Origin of the sequence: Pectobacterium parmentieri, assembly GCF_001742145.1 — a bacterium.
GTDB classification, from domain to species: domain Bacteria; phylum Pseudomonadota; class Gammaproteobacteria; order Enterobacterales; family Enterobacteriaceae; genus Pectobacterium; species Pectobacterium parmentieri.
The window spans coordinates 774,812-793,838 of record NZ_CP015749.1 but is presented as its reverse complement, the minus strand read 5'-3'; the positions used below and the strand labels follow the sequence as shown (position 1 = coordinate 793,838).

Below are 19,027 nucleotides of genomic sequence, written 5' to 3'. Positions count from 1 at the left end.
TCATCCGCAGTCAGTACAAATCGTTATAACTTAAATCCAAACGTCATAACTTCCCCCTCTTTCTCGGCTATCACTCGATAGCCATGATGCAGTATTATTTTTAAATAGACATCCAGACATAAAGACAGCTATAACGTAGTGACGCAAACTACATAACAATACTGTCATCGACACAACATCAATTTATAAAACGCCATGGAGCTGATAATGAAGAAATTTACGCCCGCCCTGCTTGCATTGAGCTTACTGACCGCATTACCGGCACTGGCTAATCAGAGCGCCACCATTGCTCCCGTTCCGGCAGCGATCGCCAATCATAGTGGCCCGGTTCGTATCGCTGTTATCCGCAATCTGGGATCGGATGACAACACGACCCAGTTCGTTTCCGGCGTGCTCGAAGAAGGTAAAAAGTTGGGCTTCAAGGTCAGCACGTTCCTAAGCAACGGCGATGATGCTCGTTTTCAGGATTTCGTAAATCAGGCGATTAGCCAGAAATATGATGGCATCATCCTGTCGCAGGGCCGCGATCCCTACTCTAGCGATTTGATTAAGCGCATCGTCGACAGCGGCATTGCCGTTTCCGTGTTTGATACCGCCGTGAACGGCGAAATTCCAGGCGTAACCGTCACACAGCAGGATGACGCCTCGCTCACTAACGAATCACTCGGCCAACTGGTGAAGGATTTCAACGGTAACGCCAACATCATCAAACTGTGGGTCGCTGGCTTCCCGCCGATGGAACGCCGCCAACTCGCTTATCAACAGATCCTGAAAGCCAACCCCGGCATCAAGGAACTGGAATCAATTGGTGCTGTCTCCTCTGACGTACAGGGTGATACCGCCAACAAAGTCGGTGCAGTACTGGCGAAATACCCTAAAGGCAAGATTGATGCGATCTGGGGCTCGTGGGATGCCTTCAGCCAAGGTGCTTATAAAGCCCTGAAAGAAAATGGTCGGACTGAAATCAAACTGTACAGCATCGATATCTCCAATCAGGACTTACAACTGATGCGCGAAGCGAGCAGCCCGTGGAAAGTCAGCGTGGCTGTCGATCCTAAGCTGATTGGTAAAGTGAACCTGCGTCTGGTTGCCAACAAAATTGCTGGTGAACCGACGCCAGCCACCTACGAGTTCCGTGCCGCTGCAATTCCACAGGCGCTGTTAGCCAGCCAGCCGGGTGCGGTCAACGTCGCCGGACTGGCAAAAATCATCCCAGGCTGGGGCCATACGGATGATTTTATCGCACCGTGGTTTGCTACACTGGAAGCCAAACAGGCGAAATAATACGGAGATAACTCATGGCATCGACACCTCTGCCCACACCCGATTACAGCCGCAATATGCGGCTGATTGGACACAGCGATCAGGGTGGCAGACCCGATGGTGTGCAGGTAATGGTCCATCGCGGCTATGCTTACATCGGGCATATGGTTTCACAAGGTGTGTCGATTGTGGATGTGCGCGATGCCAAGAATCCCAAGCCAGCGGGGTTTATTACTGCCCCGCCCGGCACCTGGAATATCCATCTGCAAACTCACGATGACCTGTTACTCGTCGTCAACGCGCGCGACTTATTTGCCGACGCCAGCTTCGCCGAGGAAAAGGTCTACTACACCCGCTCCGTCGCTGAGACGGTCAGTACTAAACAGCAAGGCAAAAGCTGGAGTGCCGGATTACGGATTTTCGATATCTCTATGCCGGATAAACCACGTGAAATCAGCTTTCTGCCGCTAGACGGCATCGGCATTCACCGCATCTGGTACGTGGGTGGGCGTTGGGCCTATGTCTCCGCTCTGCTCGATGGCTACAGTGACTACATCTTTCTGACTATCGATCTGGCCGATCCGCAGCGCCCGGAAGTAGCCGGGCGTTACTGGTTACCCGGCATGCATACCGCAGGCGGAGAGACCGCAAGCTGGCCGGAAGGTAAACGTTATGCACTTCACCATGCCATCATTAGCGGCGACACCGCCTACGGAAGCTGGCGCGATGGTGGCTTGACGCTGTTGGACGTCAGCGATCGCACCAACCCGCAGCTCATCAGCCACCGTAACTGGAGCCCACCGTTTGGCGGTGGTACACACACTGCGCTACCGCTGCCGGACCGCGATCTGTTGGTCGTATTGGATGAAGCCGTGTTGGATAATCAGGAAGATGGCGAAAAATTGATTTGGGTGTTCGATATTCGTGATCCGAGCAATCCGGTGAGCATCTCCACCTTTCCACAGCCGAAAGAGGCAGATTATGTGAAAAAAGGCGCACACTTTGGCCCACATAACCTGCATGAAAATCGGCCTGGCAGCTTCATTAGTTCGTCACTGATTTTCGCCACTTATCAAAATGCAGGAGTGCGCGCTTACGACATCAGTAATCCATATCAGCCAAAAGAAACAGGCGCACTCGTGCCTGCTGCGCCAACCAGAATGGTCGATAAACGCCCCGGCAGACCGCAGATTATTCAGTCTTGCGATGTGTTTGTGGATGCCGATGGCATCATCTATAGCACGGACTACAACGCAGGTTTGTCGATTATCGAATACCGGGGCTAAGCTCTTTCATCTTCTTCTTACCCCTAGGCGCGGCATCAGTATGCCGCGCCTGTTTTCATACTGCTGTCATTGTCGATTTCTATAGTGGCTAACCTTACGGCTTATTCACCATGACCCAAAAAGGAATCGTAATGAGAACGTATCACCGTTTCCCCCTCCGTTGGCCAACGCTGGCACTTTTCACACTTATGGGATTGAATCATTCATTTGCCACGCAGACATCGGCAACTACCGCCTCTACGGCTGAATTAGCGGGCCACGTGGTTATACCCGCAAAATCTTTTATCCCCGCGCCCAATGATGCCCCAGCGGATATGAAAATCAGCGGTAAATACACGACGGGTTCACGCGTCACGACGCTAAACAGCGTGCCGGCAAAATCTGCGGATCGGTTAACGGGGCTTTCGCTTCCCGTTGAAGGGCAACCGCTGCAAGGCCATTCTGGTATCAAACATATGCCTGATGGCACCTATTGGGTGCTGACAGACAATGGCTATGGCACCAAAGCGAATTCTCCCGACTCGCTTTTGTACCTGAATCACTACCAAATGGATTTTAAGAACAATACCGCGAATCGCTTGGAAACGGTGTTCCTGCACGATCCCGATAAACGAGTGCCGTTCCATATCGTCAACGAAAGCACAGATAAGCGCTATCTTACCGGTGCCGACTTCGACCCGGAAAGTTTTCAATTTGCAGATGGCAGCTTATGGATTGGTGAGGAATTCGGCCCTTATCTCATCAAAACGGATCTGACAGGAAAAGTACAAGCGGTATTCGATACCTATGTTGATGGCAAAATGGTGAAATCGCCAGACAATGCAACACAGCCTTCCCCCGGCACGCCAGACGGCAAACCGAGCTTTCAGGTGTCTCGCTCTAAAGGCTTTGAAGGCATGGCGGTATCAAAAGATGGTTCAAAACTGTACCCACTGCTAGAAGGCGCATTATGGGACAGCGCACGCCAGGAGTATGAGAATATCGCGGGTAAACGTTATCTGCGCGTTCTGGAGTTTGATGTTAAAAAACAAATCTGGACAGGTCGTAGCTGGCAATACGTGCTGGAAGATAACCAGAACGCGATCGGCGATTTCAACATGATTGACGATCGGCAGGGGTTAATCATCGAACGTGACAGCAACGAAGGCACAATGGACAAAGCCTGTCAGGCAGGTACCACAACCACGGACTGTTTCAGTGCGCCAGCCCGCTTTAAGCGAATCTACAAAGTGGGGTTCTCAGATGACAATGTGGGTAAACCTGTCGATAAATCAGCTTACCTCGACCTCATGAACATTCAAGATCCCAACCATCTGGCACGCAAACCGCTAATGCAGGGTGTATTCACCTTCCCGTTTATGACGATCGAAAACGTCGATGTTGTTGATGACCGCCATATCATCGTCGGCAATGACAATAACTTCCCATTCTCATCCAGTCGTCAGCCCAATGCGGCGGATGATAATGAGTTTATCCTGCTAGACGTAAAGGATTTTCTCTCCCAATAAACCATAATGCTCCCCTTCATAGGGGAGCATACCGACTTAATCCAACGCCAGCACCGACACCCACATTGGCCCTTGGCCGACGGCGTAACGCGCCAGCGGTTGCAGATTGCCCGTGTGCTGATCGATGTGATAGACCTCGATGTGCTGAGATTTCTGCCCTGCTGAAATCAGAAACTCACCGGTATGATCGATATTGAAACCACGTGGTTGCGTTTCGGTCGGCTGATGGCCGGTCAACGTTAACGTGCTGCCATCTTTAGACACCTGGAAAACACTCAGCAGGCTGGCAGTGCGATCGCTGATGTACAGGAAGCGTCCATTCGGCGTGATGTGAATATCCGCTGCCCAGCGCGTATCGCTGAAACCAGCAGGCATCGCATCCAGCGTTTGCACTTTCTGTAAATCGCCGCTGGCTGCATCCAACTGATACACATCGACTGAGCTGTCCAGTTCATTCACACAATAAGCAAAACGCTGATTCGGGTGGAAAGCCATATGGCGCGGACCCGCACCTGTTACCGTTGTCATTTCTGCCTGGCGATGTACGCTCAATTCACCTGCTACTGCCAGATCGTACAAACGAATACGGTCTTCTTTCAAACACGGAGCCCACACCACGGTATTGGTTGGATCGATATTGGTAGAGTGACACCCTTCCAATCCATCCAATTGCTGAATCGGCTCGCCGACAATGCCGTTAGCATCAATCGGGCTCACGCTAACGCAGGCACCGCTGTAAGATGCGCTGAACAGGAAACGTCCGTCGTTATCGGTAGACAGGTGCGTCGGGCTACCCGGTAAAGAAGCGACGCCCGCTTGCGTCAATTTACCCTGTGCATCAATACGATAGCTCAGAACCCTGAAATCAGGACGAACCCCGACATACAGATGGCGCTTATTCGGCGCAATCACCATCGGCTGAACCTGTCCCGGCACTTCAACGGTTTGCAATAATGTCAGATTTCCTTGGACACCGAGCTGCCAAACATGGATTTGCTGGCTTTCCGGGCTAGCGACATAAACAACTTGCTGCATCGTATTCTCCTTAATTTCACTCGAATGTGGTGGCGCAGGAAGGCTCAAAAGAGGTAGAGGTTCATTGAAAGGATAGCGAACTGGCTCAACCTGACGCGCGGTATACCATAGATGACCAATCACTCTATTCTACAGTGACATTGCAAGGCTACTATTGATTTAAGTAATGACTGATTTAGCTAACGGGCATTGATGGTGCAGCAATAATGAATGTCCTTCACCAACTGAAAGGTATTCCAACGCAAGCACAGGAACCACCGTTCATGATTGAGCAAGTGAAATCACATCACACCAGCAAGAAGTTATCGAACATGCATTAGCGCATCAATTGGCAGATAAAGTAGGAGCGACTTGTCAGCGTGAAATACGCTGGCCTAAACGTGTTGCGCTGATGGATTCATGTAAAAAGAATCATTTTTTGCCACATCAAGGGATTTCATTTTGATCATATTTAGCTGGTTTCAGCTCTTTTACATTCTCAGGCCAGTCATCTTGTAATCTAAAAAGCATCTTCATTTAATCATTCCTGTTACCGATTGTTAAAATACGATCGTGTTACTTTTCCTGATTTGCACAGTGTTACTGTTTTATCGGCGACCACATAGTTTCCGTTCCATATGGTTCGATAAGCAAGCGGCGATAACGACACGTTATTGATTGTTGTTCAATATTTCAAAATATTTCCCCGCTAATTACGTTGCTAATATTGCACAAGATTTATCAGACATCTTTTTTAAGGTGAGCTTTAGAACACTAGCCTTAGCGTATATCTGGTTATACCCCAACGAATACGCGCTACCTATCGGTGCGTTAAAAACACCACTAACTGGTGGCGCTAGCCCAGAGAAACAGCTTGCGATTAATAAACACACACTCTTTTTTATTGAATGACATAATACCGCCTGAGATTTTTATGTACCCTCAGGAGATAACCAATTTATTTTTTGTTGACACGTGCTTGAGGTATTATTTTATTTTTTAATGTTGCTAAATTAACGCATAGGATTTATGATTAATTCGATAAATAACCATCGGGATAATAAATCATGAGTGAAGCTTTAAAAGTATTAAACAATATTCGTACTCTACGTGCCCAAGCGCGTGAAATCGATCTGGCAACATTGGAAGAAATGCTAGAAAAGCTTACGGTCATCGTTCAAGATCGCCGTGAAGAAGAAGCCAGCACACAGCAACAGAATGCTGAACGTCAGGCCAAAATTGATGCGCTTCGTGCTCAACTTCTTGAGGATGGTATAGATCCGTCTGAACTTCTCGGCACCCCTTCGGCTAACAAATCAACAAAAGCCAAACGTGAACCTCGTCCTGCCAAATACAAATATGTTGATGAAAATGGCAATGAAAAGTTATGGACTGGTCAGGGCCGTACTCCTAAAGCGATTGCTGCGGCGCTTGAGAACGGTAAAAAGCTGGAAGATTTTGAGATCTGATGAACATATCAGCCTGCAATCCTGTTTACTACAGGGTTGCAGGCTGAATAAAGATTCATGATTCTGAATCTTTAAATAATGAACGACCTTGATATTCTTCGCCAACGCTTTACGAATTTAATACTTCCCTCTGACGTTCCGTCATTGGCATCTGCTGGGTAATACCATTACCATTCGGATGTCACACTATTTTTTCAAAACCACTACCCTATGTATGATGATGGGCAACACGTGGATAAACGAAAGTTCAGAATCACCAACTTGAGGCTTACAACAAAGCTCTCATTAAGCGCAGTTCCATTCCTTTTTGGCTTGACGAATCAAGATGAAACCACCATATGATAGCATCAATCTCTGGATTTAAGACTGGAACGTGTCAACGCTATTCAGGGCGAGTCTGTACATAATAAAAAGCCCCATGATAAACATGAGGCTATGATGATATGGATGGGTGGTCGGTTTTCTGACTATTGATATGTGTTCTTTACTCTATCAGATCGGTGTAGATACGAAACCCAAATGGCCGCCCAAATGAAAGTTCTGGCTATGTCTTTAGGTATGTCAGAGTCGACCGCTAAAGCCTCGCTGGGGGGCATCCCTAAAAATAAATAAGGGGATACAATATACCTAACCAAAATAAGAAAAGGGAAAACAACACCGATAATCAGCTTTACAGATATTACGGTGCCAATAACCTTTCTCTTTAAAAGAAGAAACCCAGCATAAAGCAAAACGGCGCCAGATAAAAAGCCTACCACTCTGTCAGCCATCTGAAAATTCTGAAATCCAGAGTGATATATTAACTCAGGGCTTTCTCTTTCAAGGTCTTTCCACTCTAAGCCTCCGATGCTAACTAAGATGTGCAATGCCCCACCAATAAAAATTATTATTACTAAAAACCTAAGCCAACCCGCAACACCAGAAAGCGACCTATCTCTAGTCATGTTAATCCCCAAATACTCGACTTAAACCCAGCTATCTGTCTGGAGTGGTATCACCAGGTTCCTACCAAAAACGCTGATTTCCGTCTTTACGTGCTCGGTTTTTCATTCGCAGCAAATAACCGGGTGACGCCTCTTCCATCATTTGGTTATAGAATGCATGAGCAAATGCAGTTTTGGTATACCAGAGGTTCATAAAGTTAACGCAGGGGGTCACATTAACAGCATCAATGTCAGTGAAAATCGGGGCTGGTTGTGATTGAGGATTTTGGAACCGAATTTTGCCAGAACGGACTCAGAAACGAAAACGGGCTAGCCTAAGCTAACCCGTTGAATTTTTGGCGGAGGAGTAGAGATTCGAACTCTAGAACACTTTCGCGTCGCCGGTTTTCAAGACCGGTGCCTTCAACCACTCGGCCACTCCTCCGCAATGACGCGCACTATAAACAGTACGCCGCGCGTTGTAAAGCGGCGTTGTGGTCAATTGCTTAAAAAATAGATGACAACCTGTTGAAAGCATAGAAAATAAACAGTGGCATTACCAATCCGTCCAGTTATCCTTATTTCTCCTCGCAGCGCCGGCACTTCTTCACCACATGACGTGAGACACATTTATCCATTGTTGTCTGTCTATTTTTCGCCGCGTCCTTTATCGTAAGACGCATTCGATACCCACATTTTTATTTGCGAGACAACGATGACCTACCGAGTAATTGCGCTTGATCTTGATGGTACCCTATTGAATCAACAGAAAAAAATCCTCCCCGAATCCCTTAGCGCACTCGCGCTAGCCCGTCAGCAAGGCATAAAAGTGATGATCGTCACGGGACGCCACCACTCAGCGATCCACCCTTTTTATCAGGGATTGCAGTTGGATACGCCAGCGATCTGCTGCAATGGCACCTATGTCTATGATTACCAGCAGAGCAAAACGTCACATACCAATCCGCTCTCTGTCGAACAGGCAAAAAATGTCATCGCACTGCTAGAGGAATTTGATATTCATGGCCTGATGTATGCCGATGACGACATGTATTATCAGTACTCTACAGGGCATGTGGTTCGCACGCTGGCATGGGCTTCCACATTGCCGGAACCGCAGCGCCCTCGTTTTGCACAGGTGGAAAATCTGTTGTGCCAGACGGAAGCCTCCCGCGCCATCTGGAAATTTGCGACCACGCATACCGATATCCCCACACTGAACCATTTCGCCGCAGAAGTGGAAAAGCAGCTCGGACTGGCCTGCGAGTGGTCATGGCAGGATCAGGTTGATATCGCCCAAACCGGCAACAGCAAAGGTAAGTTGCTTCAGCAATGGCTTGGCGAACAGGGCATCAGTATGAAAGACGTCGTGGCATTCGGCGATAACTTTAATGATATCAGCATGCTGGAAGGTGTTGGATTGGGTGTTGCCATGGGCAACAGCGCCGATGAAATCAAGGCGCGAGCCGATCTGGTGATTGGCAGCAATGAAGAACCCAGCATCGCAGAGGTTATCCGTACCCGTATTCTGGCATAACCAATAATGGCGCAATCAGGCAGGCAAGAAGCATCGCCTTTCCTGATTGCGTTCGACGACCAGACTGACTTATAGCGCGCTACCCAACACCTGTCGCAGGTAAGCTCCCGCCCCCATTAACCCCGGCTGCTCATGGGTAATCAGGTACACAGGGATATCTTGCATATAGCCTTTAAATCGCCCTTTGTCTTCAAAAGCCGCACGAAAGCCAGAAGCTTTAAAAAATTCAAGAAAGCGCGGTACGATGCCGCCAGCAATATACACCCCACCAAATGTGCCTAAATTTAACGCCAGATTGCCACCGAAGCGCCCCATGATGACGCAGAAAAGCGAGAGCGCGCGGCGACAATCCACATCCGTATTATTGACCGCCCGTTCGGTAATATCCTTCGGCTCCAGCGCCTCCGGCGTGCGATCGTCAGACTGCACGATGGCACGGTAAATATTTACCAGCCCCTGCCCGGACAGCAAGCGCTCCGCGGAAACATGTCCTAATGATTGGCGCAGAATAGCGAGAATATGGTCTTCTTCATCGCTATTGGCCGCGAAATCTACATGTCCGCCTTCACCCGGCAAGCTGATCCATTGGTTGGCGACATGAACCAGGTGAGCAACCCCCAGCCCGGTGCCTGCACCATACACAGCGACGGGCTTACCCGGCACCGGTTCCCCGCCACCGAACTGGAGCAAACTCTCACGCCCCAGCACCGGAACCGCCATGGAAACAGCAGTAAAATCGTTGATGACCTCAAAATGGCGTAAACCCAGACTCGCTTTCATTTCAGCAATGGAAAATGCCCAGGTGTGATTCGTCATCGCCACCCAGTCACCGGTAATCGGGCAGGCAATCGCGATACAGGAATCCTGTACCGTGGCCTGCCGAGAATCGAGATAATCACGGATCGCCCCTTCCAGAGAAGGAAAATCCAACCCAGAATACGTTTCGATTTGCGACAATTCGCCTGTCATGGCGTCACACAGCGCCAAACGCGTATTGGTGCCACCAACGTCGCCCACTAGAACAAAGTGCGTCATTCTTCTTTTCCCCTCAAGCAAAACAGATACCCGATCATTGCGCGAAAACAGCCCGCTACGCTATGGCTATATAACTTTCTAGTGATAAGGATCTCATTTATGGCTAAAAGCTGCGGTTAAGTTAAAAGTAATCGATTACATTCTTAAAACACAAATTGTAATCGATTACTTTTAAGAGGGATACCGCATGGTTTCTTCATCTGAAAACACAGCTACCAAATCGTTACAGCCGACCTTCGTGGTTCCCAGACTGTCGCTCATGATGTTCTTAGAGTTCTTCATCTGGGGTTCATGGTCAGTCACCCTAGGTCTGGTTATGACACAGTATAATTTGGCCGCCATGATTGGCGACGCCTTCTCCGCTGGGCCGATCGCTTCGATCCTTTCTCCGTTTGTGCTGGGCATGGTGGTTGACCGCTTCTTCCCATCGCAAAAAGTCATGGCGCTGCTGCACCTCATCGGCGCGGTCATCCTGTGGTTTGTACCAACCGCGTTGATCAACGAAGACGGCTCACAGCTACTGATCCTGCTGTTCGCCTACACGCTGTGCTTTATGCCAACGCTGGCATTAACCAACAACATCGCGTTCCATAACCTGACTAACAGTGAAAAAAGCTTTCCGGTTGTGCGGGTCTTCGGCACCATCGGTTGGATCGTTGCCGGAGTCTGCATCGGGACGGCAGGCATCTCCGCAAGCGTCAATATTTTCTACGTCGCTGCGGCGTGCTCCGCCATTCTGGCGGCCTACAGTCTGACGCTACCGCATACCCCAGCCCCGGCAAAAGGCTTGCCGCTGGCAGTGCGCGATTTGTTCTGTGCCGATGCGTTCGCGCTGCTGAAGAAAGGCCATTTTCTGGTATTTGCCATCTGCGCCATGCTGATCTCCATTCCGCTAGGCACCTATTATGCTTACACCGCGTCCTTCCTGAGCAATGCGGGCATCAGCGACGTCAGCACCGCCATGTCGTTTGGTCAGATGTCCGAAATCGTCTTTATGCTGATCATCCCGCTGCTGTTTAGAAAGCTGGGTGTGAAATACATGCTGTTCATCGGCATGGTGGCGTGGTTCGTGCGCTATGCCCTCTTCGCCATGGGCGTGAATGAAGAAACACGCTGGCTGCTCTACATCGGCATCCTGCTGCACGGCGTTTGCTATGACTTCTTCTTCGTCATTGGCTTCATCTACACCGACCGCATCGCCGGAGAAAAAATCAAAGGTCAGGCACAGAGTCTGGTGGTTCTGTTCACCTACGGGATCGGCATGCTACTGGGATCGCAGGTTTCTGGCGCGATTTACAACCGCCTCTTCGACAACGGTACGTTAAACGCTCCCGAAATCTGGGCGACGTTCTGGTGGATCCCTGCGGTTGCCGCAGCAATCATCGCTGTCATTTTCCTCTTCTCCTTCAAATATAAAGAAGAGCACGCCTAACCGTCTGATACGGATTATTTAAGGAGAAAAAGGATGAGGTCGCCTATGGCACCTCATCCTTACACATTTTCCACTACTGCTATCGCAATCGTGCAACGGTATTCATGACCACAACCCGTTGTCAAAGGAGGTAATAATGAAAACGTTAAAAGGACCGGGTATTTTTCTCGCCCAGTATATTGGCGATCAGGCTCCCTTTAACTCGCTGGAAAATCTGGCGCAATGGGCAGCCGAATTAGGTTTTAAAGCGCTGCAAATTCCCTGTAACCATCCGCATATATTCAATCTCGTCACGGCTGCCGACAGCCAAACGTACTGCGATGAGGTGAAAGGCCTATTGGCACAACATGGGCTGACCATCAGCGAACTGTCGACCCATCTGGAAGGACAGCTTGTCGCCGTCCACCCTGCGTATGACGCTGCCTTTGACGATTTCGCCCCACCGGCCTACCGCCGCAATCCACAGGCTCGCCAACAGTGGGCCATCGCAGCGATAAAGCAGGCAGCAAAAGCCTCTTCACGCTTAGGGCTCAACGCCCACGCCACATTTTCTGGCGCGCTGGCCTGGCCCTATTTTTATCCGTGGCCACCGCGTAAAGACGCCCTGATTCAAGAGGCCTTTAAAGAACTCGGCCGACTGTGGACGCCGATCCTTGACTGTTTTGACGAGCACGGCGTGGATGTGTGTTACGAGCTGCACCCTGGAGAAGATTTACACGACGGCGTAACCTTTGAACGCTTCCTTGATGTCGTCAATCATCACCCGCGCGCCAATATTCTTTACGATCCGAGCCATATGCATTTGCAGCAGATGGACTACCTTGGCTTTATCGATCGCTACCATGCGCGAATCAAAGCGTTTCATGTGAAAGATGCAGAATTTACCCCATCGAGCAAAAGCGGCGTCTATGGTGGCTATCAGTCATGGGCGGAACGTGCCGGACGCTTCCGGTCACCGGGGGATGGTCAGATCGATTTTGGCGCGATCTTCAGCAAACTTGCCCAATACGATTACGACGGCTGGGCGGTGCTTGAGTGGGAATGCTGCCTGAAAGACAGCAACTGCGGGGCGAAAGAAGGTGCGGCATTCATCAATCGCCACATTATCCCTGTCGCTCAGCGCGCCTTTGACGATTTCGCCGCCACCAGCGACGATCGTCCGTTGGTAAGAAAAATGTTGGGATTAAAAGAGGAAGACACAGAATGATCCGCGTTGGCATTATTGGTTCCGGTTTTATCGGCCCGGCACATATAGAAGCGATTCGTCGCCTCGGTTTTGTCGATGTGGTGGCGTTGGCGGAAAACTCGCTGGATGTCGCTCAGCAGAAAGCTCGCCAGTTAAATATTCCTCATGCCTACGGCAGTGTCGCTGATTTGTTAAACCATCCAGATATTGACGCGATCCACAACTGCACGCCAAACCACCTCCATGCGGCGATCAATAAGCAGATTATTCAGGCTGGCAAGCACGTCTTTTCAGAAAAACCGCTGTGTATGACCAGCGAAGAAGCGCGTGAACTGGTCGCACTAGCAGAAGAAAAGGGTGTTGTCCACGGCGTCAGTTTTGTCTATCGCCAGTTTGGCATGGTGCAGCAGGCCGCCAGCATGATTAAGCGTCAGGAGATCGGCCGCCTCTTTGCAGTACACGGCGGCTATCTGCAAGACTGGATGCTGCGCGACACCGACTATAACTGGCGCGTTGAACCGGAGTATGGCGGCATTTCCCGCGCAGTGGCCGATATCGGTTCACACTGGTGCGACACGGTACAGTTTATTTCCGGCCGAAGAATTGTCGAGGTTCTCGCCGATTTCGCTATCGTCCATCCGGTACGCAAATCCAATCGGAATGGCACTGCCACGTTCTCCTCATCCGACACACCACTCGAGTACGACGATAAACCGGTCAAAACCGAGGATTACGCGACCGTGTTGCTACGTTTTGATGATGGCAGTCGCGGATCGTTTACCGTTTCTCAGGTCAGCGCTGGCCGGAAAAACCGCCTTACATTTGAAGTCAATGGCAGTGAACGATCGCTGGCTTGGGATCAGGAAACGCCTCAGCAGTTATGGATTGGCCATCGTGATAAGCCAAATCAACTGTTGTCGGACGATCCGGCGTTGCTGAATCCAGAAGCCGCCGCCGCGGTCCATTTCCCCGGCGGGCATATCGAGGGCTGGCCGGATGCGTTCAAGAATATGATGGCGAATTTTTACAGCTATCTGCGCGACGGCAAGCAACCGGGCGTCGATCCGTTCAATTTCGCTACCTTCTACGACGGTGCGAACATCATGTTTATCATTGACGCCATCGTGCAAAGCCATCAGCAACAAACGTGGGTGAAGGTCGCCAAATAAGGTATCAGGCCCCATGATATTCATCCCGCAGGGGCGATGCCTGCGGGATGCAGCCAGAGATATTTATGGTAATCTGCTCAGCCAAGCATAAGTAGCGTGAGTGCCTTCTGAATTATGTCGATTCAAAAAATAGCACGGATAGCTGGAGTCTCGGTTGCCACCGTTTCACGGGTGTTGAACAACATTGGTACCGTGAAGCCGCAAAACCGGGAACGTGTTCTCAATGCGATAAAAAGCAGCAATTATCAGCCGAACTTACTGGCCCGCCAGCTACGTACCGCGCGCAGCCAGATGTTATTGGTCATGGTTTCCAACATTGCCAACCCTTTCTGCGCCGATGTGGTGAAAGGCATTGAGGCGGAAGCGGAAGAAAACGGCTACCGCATTCTGCTGTGCAATTCAGGTGCCGATATCGTTCGCGCCCACTCCAGCCTGCAACTGCTGTCCGGTAAAATGGTCGATGGTGTGATCACCATGGACGCTATTTCGACGCTTTCTGCGCTTCAGGACATGATTGGCAACGCACCTTGGGTGCAGTGCGCCGAGCATGACGATACGTCTGCTATTTCATCCGTCGGTATTGATAACGCAGAGGCATCCCGTTTTGTGATTAATCACTTTATTGGCAAAGGCCGCCGCCGTATCGCCATGATTAACCACGATATGAATTACCTCTACGCCCAGCAGCGAGAAAAAGGTTATCGCGACGCGCTCGCGGAGAATGCGTTTGATTATGACAGGGTAGAATACGCCAACGCGTTGAGCTACCAAGGTGGAAAAGCGGCAATGAACGAGCTACTTAGCGCCCCAGATAGGCCGGATGCCGTCTTTGTGGTGTCCGATACGCTGGCCGCAGGCGCATTGTCGGCAATCTGCGAGGCGGGGCTGAGTGCGCCACAGGATATTGCCGTCATCGGTTTCGACGGCTCGGAGCTGGGTTACATCACTTCCCCCCAGCTCAGCACCATTCAGCAGCCGTCTGCACATATCGGCAGACAAGCCGTGAAGCTGCTATTGCAACAGATCGACCAACCTGACAGCGCAACAGAAAAGCGTTTACTGGAATGGACGTTTGTCGAACGGGCATCCAGCTAACTCACGCTACATTCACCTTTCGCAATCCTACTTCTGATAACCTGCGGTTCGCTGACCGCAGGTTGATATTTCCGCTTCTTACTTATTTTTTACCTTACTTAGCTTTTCATACAACGACTGGTAGGCCGCGGAAATAATGGCTTGTGGATCTTTCGGCAAGTCATGCTCAGCAACAAACCAGTGTGCACCCGCCTTAGTCGCCGCAGGGATAATTTCTTCCCATGCCAAAATACCTTCGCCCGGTGGAGCAAAGTTCATTTCATCATCACGGATACCGATGGAAGTATTGTCTTTCGCATGAATCGAGTAGATACGGCCTTTGTATTGGCGCAGAAGGCGCGCAGGATCCTGCCCTCCTCGGGATACCCAAGCGACATCCATTTCCAGCATCAGGTTCTCTGGCTCTGCGGCATCTAACATGATTTCCAGCGCCGTTTTACCGCGATACTTCTTCATCTCAAAATTATGATTGTGATAAGCCAACTGCATGCCCTGCTTCTTCAGTTCACGCCCAAGGTCGTTCATTTCCACACCAAAGCGCTGCCATCCCTCTGCGCTATTCGGTCGGTCTTCAACATTGAGCCACGGCACGATAATCATGCGGTTGCCTATCACCTTGTTAAAGGCCACAACCTCAGACATATTACTTTTCAGCTCGCCAAACTGGACATGCGCCGCAATGGCTTTCAACTGATATTTGCCCAGCAACCCCTTCATTTCTGGCGCACTAATATCGTGCGTTCCCACTAACTCAACCGCCTTAAAGCCAGCGTTGTGCGCCATGGAAAATTGCTCATCAAGCGTACTCACGCTACGCAGCGTATACATCTGCAACGCGATTTTCTGATTTTCTGCTGGACGCTCGGCAAGCGCCAGACCTGATGAAACCATCAACAACAGCGGTATCGCAAACACACGGCGCAACAATGTCATAGCAGGCATGTCCTTCTCCTATTTTTATCCCGTAGTACAGGTGAAAACAAAAAAGTAATCGATTACTTTTTATGGTGAAAAAATAATAACGCGGGAATAATTTATCTGACTACCCTGTTCATACGGTAGGAAAAACGAATTGAAAATCACTCTCAATGTGTATTCTGTTATCTTAGTCACAGAATACTGACGAAATTAACACGATAAACCGAGCGATACGGATCACATCTCTATCGCTCGGCCTGTGTTTACGCCGTAATCGACACGCTCTTAATCTGCGCATAGAGCGTTTGACCTGGATGAAGCGCGAGATCGTCCCGAGCCCACGGCGTGATACGGGACCACAACGTCTGCTGACCAATCGCAAGCTTCACTTCAACCTGTTCGTCGACATCAATGCACTCCACCACGCTGGCACACAGTACATTACGAATACTGCTTTTTTCCGGCGGCTGTAGCACCAGAGAGACATCGGCAGCATTCACGCGAATACGCAATGCAGCGTCCTGCGGCAACTCGACTTTTCCGACCCACACCTGCTGGTCGCCTAATGCCAATGCCGTCATGGCGTAATGCTCATGCTGAGCCAACACGTGCGCACTGAGAATACTGCTCTGCTCGTCTTTCGGTAACCAAGGACGTAGTGCACTGCTTGCCCACACATCCTCCAACAAACCTTGTGCTTTCACTTTGCCTTTATCAAGCACCACAACATGATCGGCTAACCGGACTATTTCTTCCAAACTGTGGCTGACATACAGAATCGGAATATTGACCTCTTTCGCCAGCCGTTCCAAATACGGCAAAAGTTCACGCTTTCTCGGCAAATCCAGCGACGCCAGTGGTTCATCCATGAGCAACAACTCCGGCGCAGTCAGCAACGCCCGGCCTATCGCAACACGCTGCTTTTCGCCACCAGACAGCGTCAACGGATAGCGATTTAGTAAATGTTCAATACCCAGCAAATTGACAATGTCATCAAACTGCGATGCCATTTTTTCAGCCATACCGTAACGCAAATTGCCGCGCACACGATAATGCGGAAACAGACGGGCATCCTGAAACACATAGCCGATATGCCGTTTTTCTGGCGGAAGAAAAACACGCTGCTGCGTATCCACCAGCACATGCTCATTAAGCACAATCCGACCACTATCGGGCCGAGTCAGGCCAACAACCGCGTTGATCAGCGACGTTTTCCCTGCTCCGGACACGCCAAAAATCGCGGTAATACCGTTCGCGGGCAATTCAGACTGAACGTGGAGTTCGAGGCTACCCAGTTGTTGATAAAAATCGAGTTGTAGCATTATCCCCCCAACCGCTTGCGGCTCCAGTTTGTTAGCCATTCCGATGCCAACAACGCTGCCAGCGACAGGACGATGGCAATGATACATAGCCTTGCAGCATCCGCCTCCGCGCCTGGCGTTTCAATCAAGGTATACATCGCCAGTGGTATGGTTCGGGTTTCGCCGGGGATATTAGAAACAAACGTAATGGTTGCGCCAAACTCACCCAGAGAGCGAGCAAACGCCAATACGGTTCCAACCACAATTCCGGGAAAAGAGAGAGGTAAAGTGATGGTGAAAAATACGCGCCAAGGCGAGGCACCCAGTGTTCTAGCGGCTTGTTCCAGATGCGTATCGACAGCATCAAGCGAGAGACGAATCGCTCTGACCATTAGCGGAAACGCGACTACCGCAGACGCTAATGCAGCACCGCGCCAGCTAAAACTAAAGCTGAAGCCGAACCAATCATAGAGCCAGGAACCGATTACGCCACGTTTTCCCATCGCCACCAGTAGCAAATAACCAATGACCACTGGCGGCAGCACCAGTGGTAAATGGATAATGCTATCCAGCAATGACTTACCGGGGAACCGACAGCGTACCAAAACCCACGCCATCAGTATCCCAAACGGCAAGCTGCAAGCCACAGCCACAACGGATACTTTGAGGCTCAGCTCAATAGCCTGCCATTCGTAATCACTCAGCATCGTTAACGCGGCGCAAAGCCATAACGTTTAAACACTGCTGCAGCTTCTGGCGTTTTCAGGTAGTCATAAAAACCAGTAACCGCAGGGTTTTTATGTTCTTTTACTACCGCCATTGGATATTCGACAGGCTTGTGGCTCGCGGCAGGGAACGTACCGACAACTTTAACTTTGTCGCTGGCAACCGCGTCAGAACCATAAACAATGCCCAGCGGCGCTTCTTCTCGCTCCACCAGTGCCATAGCTGCACGCACGTTGTTAGCCCGTGCCATCAGCGGGGAGAGTTCATCCCAGGCTTTCAGATTCTGTAAAGCTTCTTTAGCATAGATTCCGGCAGGCACATGATCTGGGTCGCCAACGGCCAGACGGCCGCCTTTCAACAGGCTTTTCCAGTCAGTTTTATCATCAATTTTGATATCTTTCTGCGCACTTGCCTTCGGCGCAATCACCACCAACTCATTGCCCAGCAGTGTGTGACGTGTGGCAGTATCCATCAGGTTTTTATCCTGCGCATAGTCCATCCACTGTTGGTCAGCGGAGATGAACAGATCGGCAGGTGCACCTTGTTCAATCTGGCGCGCCAACGTTGAGGAAGAGGCATAAGACGCCACGACAGCAACGTTTTTCTCTTTCTGATACTGCGCGGCGATTTCCTGCAACGCATTGGTGAGTGATGCCGCGGCAAACACCGTGACTTTATCTTCTGCTGCTGCGGGCAGCACCATTCCTGCACTGAGGGTCAATGCGGCAAACCATTTTAACCATTGCGGCTTCATTCTTGTCTCCTGACAATTATCGTTGTGTAAATAATGATATAACGAATCATGAAGCACTGTCATGCGCTTTAAAGAGGTAGATGTGGAGAGGTAGAAAAGCAATGTCCGGCAAACGCCGGACATTAAAATAGAAAAGGATCGTAAATCAGTGCTGATTATTTACGCGCTGACCATCGGAATGGCCGATGCGGGACAACACGTTAAATACTTCGCCCAGGCAATAAATTGAGCCCATAATCAGCACCATCATCACCGGAACCATGGCCACTGCAAACAGCAGGCTCTTCAACAACTCCAACATGCTTACCTCACTTATTGCAACGGTTACCGCTACTTTAGCCGCCTGATGCGCTATTTTACGATAAGCCGAAATCGTCGTAATTGCCATGTAGTCTACCGCAGTAATAGAAA

Annotated in this window: 17 protein-coding genes and 1 tRNA gene; 9 read left to right on the top strand and 9 right to left on the bottom strand. The window is 50.1% G+C overall.

The genetic code is table 11. The annotated features are described in order from the left end of the window. Positions 1–207: 207 nt before the first annotated feature. From A8F97_RS03455 to A8F97_RS03445, 3 genes are all read left to right on the top strand, one after another. Positions 208–1,284: a sugar ABC transporter substrate-binding protein gene (locus tag A8F97_RS03455; protein ID WP_025918704.1), complete on the top strand. Its 1,077-nt coding sequence runs from the start codon at positions 208–210 to the stop codon at positions 1,282–1,284. A gap of 14 nt (positions 1,285–1,298) precedes the next feature. Continuing rightward, entirely contained in the window at positions 1,299–2,549 is a 1,251-nt protein-coding gene (locus A8F97_RS03450) for an LVIVD repeat-containing protein (RefSeq protein ID WP_033071775.1), read from the top strand. 188 nt (positions 2,550–2,737) lie between these two features. Then, a complete protein-coding gene (locus A8F97_RS03445) occupies positions 2,738–4,057 on the top strand; it encodes an esterase-like activity of phytase family protein (protein WP_050512688.1) in 1,320 nt (439 codons plus the stop codon). 36 nt (positions 4,058–4,093) lie between these two features. On the opposite strand, the gene pgl is transcribed toward A8F97_RS03445, so the two are convergent. After that, on the bottom strand, positions 4,094–5,092 hold the full coding sequence (pgl, locus tag A8F97_RS03440) for a 6-phosphogluconolactonase (protein ID WP_033071777.1): 999 nt from the start codon (positions 5,090–5,092) through the stop codon (positions 4,094–4,096). A 1,046-nt stretch (positions 5,093–6,138) separates the two neighbouring features. Here pgl and A8F97_RS03435 point away from each other — a divergent pair. After that, positions 6,139–6,540 (top strand): H-NS family histone-like protein, encoded by a 402-nt coding sequence (locus A8F97_RS03435; RefSeq protein ID WP_014700658.1) that lies wholly within the window; start codon positions 6,139–6,141, stop codon positions 6,538–6,540. Positions 6,541–7,007: 467 nt separating this feature from the next. On the opposite strand, the gene A8F97_RS03430 is transcribed toward A8F97_RS03435, so the two are convergent. Both A8F97_RS03430 and A8F97_RS03425 read right to left on the bottom strand, forming a co-directional pair. Beyond that, complete coding sequence (locus A8F97_RS03430; RefSeq protein ID WP_015730877.1) at positions 7,008–7,484, bottom strand: DUF2569 family protein; 477 nt, start codon at positions 7,482–7,484, stop codon at positions 7,008–7,010. A gap of 336 nt (positions 7,485–7,820) precedes the next feature. Further along, positions 7,821–7,908: transfer RNA gene (locus A8F97_RS03425), tRNA-Ser, on the bottom strand. Positions 7,909–8,178: 270 nt separating this feature from the next. On the opposite strand from A8F97_RS03425, the gene A8F97_RS03420 reads away from it, so the two are divergent. Continuing rightward, entirely contained in the window at positions 8,179–9,000 is an 822-nt protein-coding gene (locus A8F97_RS03420) for a pyridoxal phosphatase (RefSeq protein ID WP_014700659.1), read from the top strand. Between the two features lie 69 nt (positions 9,001–9,069). On the opposite strand, the gene glk is transcribed toward A8F97_RS03420, so the two are convergent. After that, positions 9,070–10,035, bottom strand: a complete 966-nt coding sequence (gene glk / locus A8F97_RS03415; RefSeq protein ID WP_033071778.1) for a glucokinase — start codon at positions 10,033–10,035, stop codon at positions 9,070–9,072. Positions 10,036–10,222: 187 nt separating this feature from the next. Between glk and A8F97_RS03410 the strand changes: the two genes are divergently transcribed. The 4 genes from A8F97_RS03410 to A8F97_RS03395 all read left to right on the top strand — a co-directional run bounded on the left by A8F97_RS03410 (position 10,223) and on the right by A8F97_RS03395 (position 14,917). Then, a complete protein-coding gene (locus A8F97_RS03410) occupies positions 10,223–11,467 on the top strand; it encodes an MFS transporter (protein ID WP_014700661.1) in 1,245 nt (414 codons plus the stop codon). A 136-nt stretch (positions 11,468–11,603) separates the two neighbouring features. Beyond that, a complete protein-coding gene (locus A8F97_RS03405; RefSeq protein ID WP_014700662.1) occupies positions 11,604–12,674 on the top strand; it encodes a sugar phosphate isomerase/epimerase family protein in 1,071 nt (356 codons plus the stop codon). Then, positions 12,671–13,822: a Gfo/Idh/MocA family protein gene (locus A8F97_RS03400; RefSeq protein ID WP_014700663.1), complete on the top strand. Its 1,152-nt coding sequence runs from the start codon at positions 12,671–12,673 to the stop codon at positions 13,820–13,822. Before A8F97_RS03405 ends, A8F97_RS03400 begins: the two co-directional genes overlap by 4 nt. Before the next feature lie 114 nt (positions 13,823–13,936). Beyond that, on the top strand, positions 13,937–14,917 hold the full coding sequence (locus tag A8F97_RS03395; RefSeq protein WP_014700664.1) for a LacI family DNA-binding transcriptional regulator: 981 nt from the start codon (positions 13,937–13,939) through the stop codon (positions 14,915–14,917). Positions 14,918–14,995: 78 nt separating this feature from the next. Here A8F97_RS03395 and A8F97_RS03390 read toward each other — a convergent pair whose 3' ends face one another. The 5 genes from A8F97_RS03390 to A8F97_RS22905 form a co-directional block, all read right to left on the bottom strand. Beyond that, a complete protein-coding gene (locus A8F97_RS03390) occupies positions 14,996–15,859 on the bottom strand; it encodes a sugar phosphate isomerase/epimerase family protein (RefSeq protein ID WP_015730880.1) in 864 nt (287 codons plus the stop codon). A 239-nt stretch (positions 15,860–16,098) separates the two neighbouring features. Continuing rightward, a complete protein-coding gene (gene modC, locus A8F97_RS03385) occupies positions 16,099–17,157 on the bottom strand; it encodes a molybdenum ABC transporter ATP-binding protein ModC (RefSeq protein ID WP_014700666.1) in 1,059 nt (352 codons plus the stop codon). Next, positions 17,157–17,843 (bottom strand): molybdate ABC transporter permease subunit, encoded by a 687-nt coding sequence (modB, locus tag A8F97_RS03380; protein WP_014700667.1) that lies wholly within the window; start codon positions 17,841–17,843, stop codon positions 17,157–17,159. Before modB ends, modC begins: the two co-directional genes overlap by 1 nt. 2 nt (positions 17,844–17,845) lie before the next feature. Then, a complete protein-coding gene (gene modA, locus A8F97_RS03375; RefSeq protein WP_014700668.1) occupies positions 17,846–18,616 on the bottom strand; it encodes a molybdate ABC transporter substrate-binding protein in 771 nt (256 codons plus the stop codon). Positions 18,617–18,761: 145 nt separating this feature from the next. After that, entirely contained in the window at positions 18,762–18,917 is a 156-nt protein-coding gene (locus A8F97_RS22905) for an AcrZ family multidrug efflux pump-associated protein (protein WP_033072070.1), read from the bottom strand. Positions 18,918–19,027 lie beyond the last annotated feature (110 nt).

Coding starts and splice junctions, on each gene's coding strand:
- A8F97_RS03455 (WP_025918704.1), top strand. CDS start 208: ATGAAGAAATTTACGCCCGCCCTGCTTGCATTGAGCTTACTGACCGCA.
- A8F97_RS03435 (WP_014700658.1), top strand. CDS start 6,139: ATGAGTGAAGCTTTAAAAGTATTAAACAATATTCGTACTCTACGTGCC.
- A8F97_RS03450 (WP_033071775.1), top strand. CDS start 1,299: ATGGCATCGACACCTCTGCCCACACCCGATTACAGCCGCAATATGCGG.
- A8F97_RS03390 (WP_015730880.1), bottom strand. CDS start 15,859: ATGCCTGCTATGACATTGTTGCGCCGTGTGTTTGCGATACCGCTGTTG.
- A8F97_RS03395 (WP_014700664.1), top strand. CDS start 13,937: ATGTCGATTCAAAAAATAGCACGGATAGCTGGAGTCTCGGTTGCCACC.
- A8F97_RS03400 (WP_014700663.1), top strand. CDS start 12,671: ATGATCCGCGTTGGCATTATTGGTTCCGGTTTTATCGGCCCGGCACAT.
- pgl (WP_033071777.1), bottom strand. CDS start 5,092: ATGCAGCAAGTTGTTTATGTCGCTAGCCCGGAAAGCCAGCAAATCCAT.
- A8F97_RS03445 (WP_050512688.1), top strand. CDS start 2,738: ATGGGATTGAATCATTCATTTGCCACGCAGACATCGGCAACTACCGCC.
- A8F97_RS03405 (WP_014700662.1), top strand. CDS start 11,604: ATGAAAACGTTAAAAGGACCGGGTATTTTTCTCGCCCAGTATATTGGC.
- modC (WP_014700666.1), bottom strand. CDS start 17,157: ATGCTACAACTCGATTTTTATCAACAACTGGGTAGCCTCGAACTCCAC.
- A8F97_RS22905 (WP_033072070.1), bottom strand. CDS start 18,917: ATGTTGGAGTTGTTGAAGAGCCTGCTGTTTGCAGTGGCCATGGTTCCG.
- modB (WP_014700667.1), bottom strand. CDS start 17,843: ATGCTGAGTGATTACGAATGGCAGGCTATTGAGCTGAGCCTCAAAGTA.
- A8F97_RS03410 (WP_014700661.1), top strand. CDS start 10,223: ATGGTTTCTTCATCTGAAAACACAGCTACCAAATCGTTACAGCCGACC.
- A8F97_RS03420 (WP_014700659.1), top strand. CDS start 8,179: ATGACCTACCGAGTAATTGCGCTTGATCTTGATGGTACCCTATTGAAT.
- glk (WP_033071778.1), bottom strand. CDS start 10,035: ATGACGCACTTTGTTCTAGTGGGCGACGTTGGTGGCACCAATACGCGT.
- A8F97_RS03430 (WP_015730877.1), bottom strand. CDS start 7,484: ATGACTAGAGATAGGTCGCTTTCTGGTGTTGCGGGTTGGCTTAGGTTT.
- modA (WP_014700668.1), bottom strand. CDS start 18,616: ATGAAGCCGCAATGGTTAAAATGGTTTGCCGCATTGACCCTCAGTGCA.